Below are 6938 nucleotides of genomic sequence, written 5' to 3'. Positions count from 1 at the left end.
TCCATTAGAGCGTTATCTAATTCTTTAAAAAGAGCATAATCCGAATCATTACCATACCAAAGACCTGATGTCAAAACAATAGTTCCATTAGCGCCTTCTGATATTGTAAAATCATGATATATAGCCTTTTTCCCTCCTGTAAACGTATACGCTATATAACTTCCGTCAGCTCCATCGTTAAAAAAGAATTGTACTCTATTAATAGCAACCCCTTTAGGTAAACCTGCATTTATTTTATTTAAAAATGTTGTACATAATACTGAATTTACAGAGTTTTTAGACAGTCCACTTGCTATATATGCAAATACCTTTTTAGGACTTCCCGGTAAAAGGTCCTTATAATCTTCTGTTGGTTCTAATGGTCCGTCATTATACTTAATAGCGACCGAAACATTATTGGTACCTGTTGCTATTAAGTTACCTGTTGTTTCTTCATATATAAAATGGGATAATTTCTGATCGGACACTTCTATTGCAGGGCTTATTACTATTCCGGTAGGTGTATAAGCAACTCCCATATTATAATTTAAATTAGCAGGTATAATCGCAAATCGGGTAATTGTGTTAAAATCAAACTCAAAATTTTGAGTGGTTGCTCCATCCTTTATTTCCAGAACTCTAAAAACAGGTCTGTCAAAACGTCCTATTACATTAGCTATCATCATTCTGTTCTTTGCAATATCTTGCCAGTCCTGCTCTGTTGCTTTTACAAAACGAAGTTCTATAAAATCACGATTGGTTCTAAAAATGATCTCTCCATTTTCCTGTCCATAATACAAAAACTGAAAATCTCCTTTGTATCCTTTACCTCTCAACGCACTAGTAGGTGAGTTGGCTGAATCGGATAATAAATGAATTTTATTTTTTGTGGTAAAAACAAGACTTGTTGTACTTCCTGTTGCTATCTGATATTCACTCGTATAAACTGCTGTATCATCATCAAAATCAGATGCCATTTTTACGGATTTTCCTCCATCAAATTGAAAAAGATGAGTAAACCCTCCCAACTGTTTATTATCTGTGAAATAAACGGCTTTCCATCCATATTTAGAGGAAAGTAAAATATCTTGAAGTTCTTTTTTTCTGGCTTCTAGTCTCTCTGTCGGGGTTACATCCCCAAATTTTGAGTCTACTTCATCATTGGTGCAGTTTGCAAACAAGATTACAGAAAGAACAACCAAAATACGATTTAGTATAGTGTTTGATTTCATACTATTGTTTTTTATAATTTATTAATTAAACCGTGATCTATTACTATTCCTTTTTATCGGAGAATCACAACCATTTATCTGTTTTTTAATCACCATTAATCACTTTTTGAGTGTTTCTGTCTGCCACATCCCGCAACTCATAGAAATTGATATTAAAAGTTTCTTCAAAATATTTTACTACAATTGCTTCTTTTGCTCTAATCGATGCTCTTGCAGTAGGACTTGAAATCCCTGCTACTATGGCTTCATATTCTGCCTCAGAATTAATAAGAATCGTTGATGCCATTTCTGCAAAATCTTCAATAATATTAGATCGGGAATAACTCGTTATAAAACCTAATTCTCTGGATTTGGCATCTGAATATTCATACCAATTAGAACTATATCCGGAAGGAGTTATTTTACTAAATCCTTTTTCATCAAAAGGTTTTGTCTGATTTAAAATATGAATGTATTCGTGTTGAATCGTATGAATAAAACGTTTTACATTTTCTCGGTTGGTTTTATCCACATAATCGGTTTCAAATAAGGTGATTCTCATACCTCCTTCGGCTAAACCTAATGTAATGGTTCCGGTTGAATTTAAATTTACCCCTCCTATAAGCAAAATCTGTCTGGGGGCTATTTTTTTGACAAAATCATGTCCTCCCACTTCTGAATAGGTGTCCAGCCAAATTTTTTGAACAATCTCTAAAGCCGGGAGTATTTTCTGTTGAGTGGGTGGATATAAATAGCGGTTCTGGTCAACCACATTCTGACTCCATTGGTACAATACTTCTATATTATAGGGACTTATATAATTATTATCAATCCAATGATCTAATTCCGTTTTTGGTTTCCCGGAAATATCTAACTGGCTTGGTCCTAACTTTTCGTCTCTTAAACAACTGCTTACTACTAGTAGTACAATCGTTGCTATTATTATTTTTATCGTATTTATAAAGTGCATCTTTTTTCTCTTTTAAATTTATCGTGGATTTTTTTCAATACCTCTGTTAGAAGCATGTTGAGGTATTTGTAATACTTTGCGATTATCTCCTTTTAATAACACATTAGGGGTAGCATTATAAATTTTATGGGTTACTACGAGATCAAATCGTTTAATATCCAGCCATCGCAATCCTTCATGTAAAAAATCTCTTCTTCTGGTCTCAGCTACTGCTTTTATATAAGAAGCCTGTAAAGGAGATAAGGTATAGAAAGGTGTAAATTCATCCTGAATTACCGGATATTTTTCAACTATTTTATCTTGTGTTAACTGATCTGTTACCGGATTATACCTTTTTGTCCTGGTAGATAAGAAATATTGTAAGTCGAGAGTTGCTATATCCAGTTGATTCGTCATTATATACGCCTCAATTCTATTCAAATACAGCTCGTCATTACTTAACAATACTACATTTATATAAGGTATTCCAATTCCTGCATTAGCATTTGTATATTTAAAATACTCATAATATTTAGGAACAAAGATTGTTATTTGTCCATTACTGGATAAAGGTCTGTACAACCATTCTTTATTAAAAGGATTGGTATCCGTACCCATAATTTCATTTCTGTCTGCTCCTGTGAGATTAAATCGATTACTTCTATAAGTCCTGTTATATACTGAATTTACAGAACTTATTAATAAATTGGTGTTTTCAACCGAAGCACCATATTTAATCATTCCTGATGTAAAATCCATATCTAAATAGGATTGATAATTTCTTAGTTGCCCTTCCGGTTTTGCACCCAGATCGGCACTTAAAGCAATTACTTTCTCCCAATCTCCTTTTATCAGATAAAATCGGCTGGCAAACGCTTTAGCTGTTGCTTTGGTAAAATGAAACTTCGGTTGCTGATAACCATTGGTAACATATTTTAACCCTTCTTCTATATCTTTTTCGATAAAATCAAAAACTTCTGCCATTGTATTTCTTTTATACTCTTTGAGTAGTACATCTTCTGGTTCTAAGACATAGGGAATCCCAAGATCGGTTGTGGCTGTTGCCGGATTATACCGTTTTGCCCAGAAAGTAACTAACATAAAATGGGTATACGCACGAGCCATTAAAGCTTCTCCTTTTTGCGGATACAACTCTTTAGGAGTTCCCATATCCTCTATAGCCTGTAATGCATAATTAGCATGTGCAATAGCGGTATAGCAGGCATCCCAATAAAAACTTGGGGAATCCCTCCTAATGTCATCAACTATTTCCCAATTATAGAATTGCTCGTTTTCTCTTGTTGTTTTAGGCAGATTACCACTATCAAAAACATTATCTGTCATGGTTTCTGCAAATTCCATATAACTAGCATTGGGATAGGCTTTTACTAAAATTTCAGAAATCTTATCCGCTGAATCAAGCTGTGTTCTGTTATCCGGCAATTCTGATAAATAATCGCTACAGCTACTGAATCCTACTATAATTAGAAAGCTTATAAGTGTTTTTATATTTTTCATAATGCTATGTTTAGGGTCATTGTATATTGACTGGTTATGGGCAGAGATACGCCTCCTGATCTGTAAAACTCGGGATCTTGTCCATTTAATTTTTTATCCGAATAAATCAGGAATGGATTGGTTGTCATTAATTTTAAAGAAAAAGTAGAAAATCCTAAATTTTTCTTTAACTCCTTTGGCAATTCATAACTAACAGATATATTCTTCATTCTGACAAAACTACCATCTGCTACTCTTTCGTCAGAATAGTTATAGGTGTTATAAGCTCTCTCTAATCTATTCTTTCCATAGGTCGTCAATAATCGTTGATCTGCAATAACCGGAACAGTAGTATACGCTTCATCTCCCGGATTTAGCCATCTGTTTTTAAAATCTTTTGTAAATACGGTTAAATCATCATACGCATTATCATATATAGGATGTAAACGCACTTTGTTACCGGCAGAAGCCACAATAAAAATATTTACCGACCAATTTCCATAGCTAAAAGTATTCGATAATCCGGCAGATTTATTAGGCTCTATAGCTCCTTCATATTTTAAATATTTAGTAATATCTTCTTTGTCCTGAAAATTAGCACCACCAATATTATCTTTTATACCTTCCGGCATAATAAAAGTGGGTAATCCCTTATTATTTAATCCTGTAAACTGATAGGAATACAAAGCGTTTCTAGGGCGACCTACTACATTGCCTCCTGTACCATCAACAAGACCTAATACACTTGGGTTATTTTCCAGTTTTGTTATTTCCTGATTGTAAACTGAAAAATTAAATGTGGTTGACCATTTGAACCTTCCTGTTACAAAATTTATAGTCGTCAGCGAAAGTTCTACTCCTTTTGTGGTCATATCCGCATTATTTCCTTGTTTAATTTTTTGTCCTCCAACTCCTGATGTGATTACATAATCTACAAGATCAAACGCCTTACGCCTGTATACATCGGCAGTTAATTGCACTCTGTTGTTAAAGACTCCCAGATCGATTCCTATATTGGTTTCAAATTGTTTTTCCCAAGTCAAACCTTTGTTTCGCAACTCTTCAAGCTCTAATCCTGTTTCCCGGTCACTTAAACCTAAACGATCGGTAATAAAACTTTTATAAATAGCTAAAGAGTTTGTTGCAGGTCCAGCCGTTGCGGTAAGCCCATAAGAGCCTCTCAGACTCAGATTACTTACTGCATGTGCATTTTTCATAAAATCTTCTTCACTAACATTCCATTTACCGCTAAAAGTATAGGTGGGCAACCATCGTGAAGAGTTACTATCCCCTTGTCTGTTTGAGCCATCATAACGTCCCGTTATTGATCCGGTATAACGGCGGTCATAGGTATAGTTCATTTTTCCAAAGAAACTTACGGCTCTTTCTTTTTCTGCATTAAATCCATAATAAGAATTCCCTTCCCGAATTAGTTTTTCCAGAATTCTCGGGTCTGTAAAAGCGGTCATTCCTCTATCATACTGCAAACCATAGGCTGTGAAGTCATCATTATTTCTATCTACAGATCGCATTTCCTGACCAAAAAACCCTTCTATTTCATGAACATCTCTAAAAGTTTGTTTATAACTGATACTGTTTCGTATTGTATAAGAAGTTAGATCATTCGTAAATTTTCGCAACATTCCGCCATTTGGTAAAACAGAAACTTTAGGAGCTGTAGGATCATCCGGATTCTGATATAAAAAGATATTATTTTCTCTAACCGTTGTGGTTTCCATAGCATTATGCGCTCCTATGATATTTGATCCTTCTTTTATATTATGCTTTCTGACCGTATTAGCATAACGGGCAGAACCTGTAAAATTATAAGTGAAATGCGGAGAGATTTTGTAATTTATATCTGCCTGAAAACGAATATCTTTTACCTCTATTTCCATATAATTATTCTTTAGCTCATTTAGAATATTAATCGGTGCCCAGTTATTTCTGTAATATTCTAAATTGCCGTTGTCATCATAAGGTCTGAGCGTTCTGTTTGTATTTAAGGCATAATTAAACGGATTTATATCAAAATCTCTTGTGGTACTTCCTCCAACCGGATCTTTTTTAGAATCATAACTACCCGGTGCACGTTGATCTCTTATAGAAGCCATTGTAGACAACGTAACGTTCAGTTTATCGTTTACATAAAAAGTACTCTTAATGTTAGAGGTTACCCGGTGTACTTTGTCTGCCAACGACCATCCCGGGTCTGTATAATAGCCTAATGAAGCAAAATAAGTATTGTTTTGACCCCCTCCGGAAAAACTAAGAGAATGGTTCTGGGTTATAGAAGGTCGGAATAAAACCTTAAACCAATCTGTATTTGCCATTTCATATTTTCTTAAAAAGGCATTTCGGTTTGGCGCGTCATTTCTAACCGTGAAATTATCTGTATTCGGATTATAAGTATTGGTAGCATTTGCTAAGATATTATAAACCCCTCCATAACGAGCGGAATAGACAGTAGGTAAATCCAGAAATCCTTTACTCTCCATTTCCTGAAAAATACCCATCGTTTCCTGAGAATTCAGTATATCATATTGTTTATAATTGGGTACTGATCGTACCGTTTGTTCTAACGAATAATTAATTGTTAAAGGACTTTCTCTTTTTCCTTGTTTCGTAGTAATTACTACCACGCCATTCATTGCTCTTGATCCGTATATTGAAGTAGCAGAAGCATCTTTTAATATTTCAATACTCAAAATATCATTCGCATTTAATCCGGCTACTGCGGAACTTAGTAAAGTTTCTGAATTTCCGGATTGTAAATCTGCAAAGGACAGATTTACAATATCTTCCTGTACAATACCATCAATTACCCATAATGGTTTTGTGTCGCCAAATATAGAGGAAGAGCCCCGAACTGTAATTTTTGGAGCCGTACCAAAAGTACCTGTAACATTTTGCACGGTTACTCCGGCGGCTTTTCCTTCAATCATTCGACTGACATCTACTACACCTTCTACTTTTAGTTCCTGTTCTGATATTTTACTAATTGCTCCCGTGAAAGTTCGTTGCGATGTTTTTTCATATCCTGTAGTAATCTGAACTGCATCCAGCTGTTCTGATGTTTCAACCAGAGAAACAGTAATATTAGTACTGCCTGAAACTTTCCTTTCTACTGTTTTATAACCGATAAAGCTAAAAACTAAAGTAACATCATTACTCTTTGTTTTTATACTATAGTTACCATCAAAATCCGTAGAAACACCTTCTTTCGTTTCTTTAACTACTACAGTTGCTCCGGGAAGCGGAAATCCATCTGCTTCCGAAATTACTTTTCCTGTAATTCTTAT

At 34.6% G+C, this 6938-nt stretch carries 4 protein-coding genes; all 4 read right to left on the bottom strand.

Annotated features, from left to right (window positions below):
* Positions 1–1211, bottom strand: a 1211-nt coding sequence (locus AC4FQX_RS14950) for a DUF4302 domain-containing protein (protein ID WP_491168526.1), incomplete at its 3' end; no start/stop codon positions are given.
* An 85-nt stretch (positions 1212–1296) separates the two neighbouring features.
* Positions 1297–2160, bottom strand: a complete 864-nt coding sequence (locus AC4FQX_RS14945; protein ID WP_491168525.1) for a zinc-binding metallopeptidase — start codon at positions 2158–2160, stop codon at positions 1297–1299.
* 18 nt (positions 2161–2178) lie between these two features.
* Positions 2179–3657, bottom strand: coding sequence for a RagB/SusD family nutrient uptake outer membrane protein (locus AC4FQX_RS14940; protein WP_491168524.1), 1479 nt, complete (start codon positions 3655–3657; stop codon positions 2179–2181).
* Entirely contained in the window at positions 3654–6938 is a 3285-nt protein-coding gene (locus tag AC4FQX_RS14935; protein WP_491168523.1) for a SusC/RagA family TonB-linked outer membrane protein, read from the bottom strand. Before AC4FQX_RS14935 ends, AC4FQX_RS14940 begins: the two co-directional genes overlap by 4 nt.

It is taken from the genome of Flavobacterium sp. AK-301 (assembly GCF_058310215.1).
The sequence above is the reverse complement of the archived record's forward strand: the minus strand, read 5'-3'. Positions and strand labels throughout refer to the sequence as shown.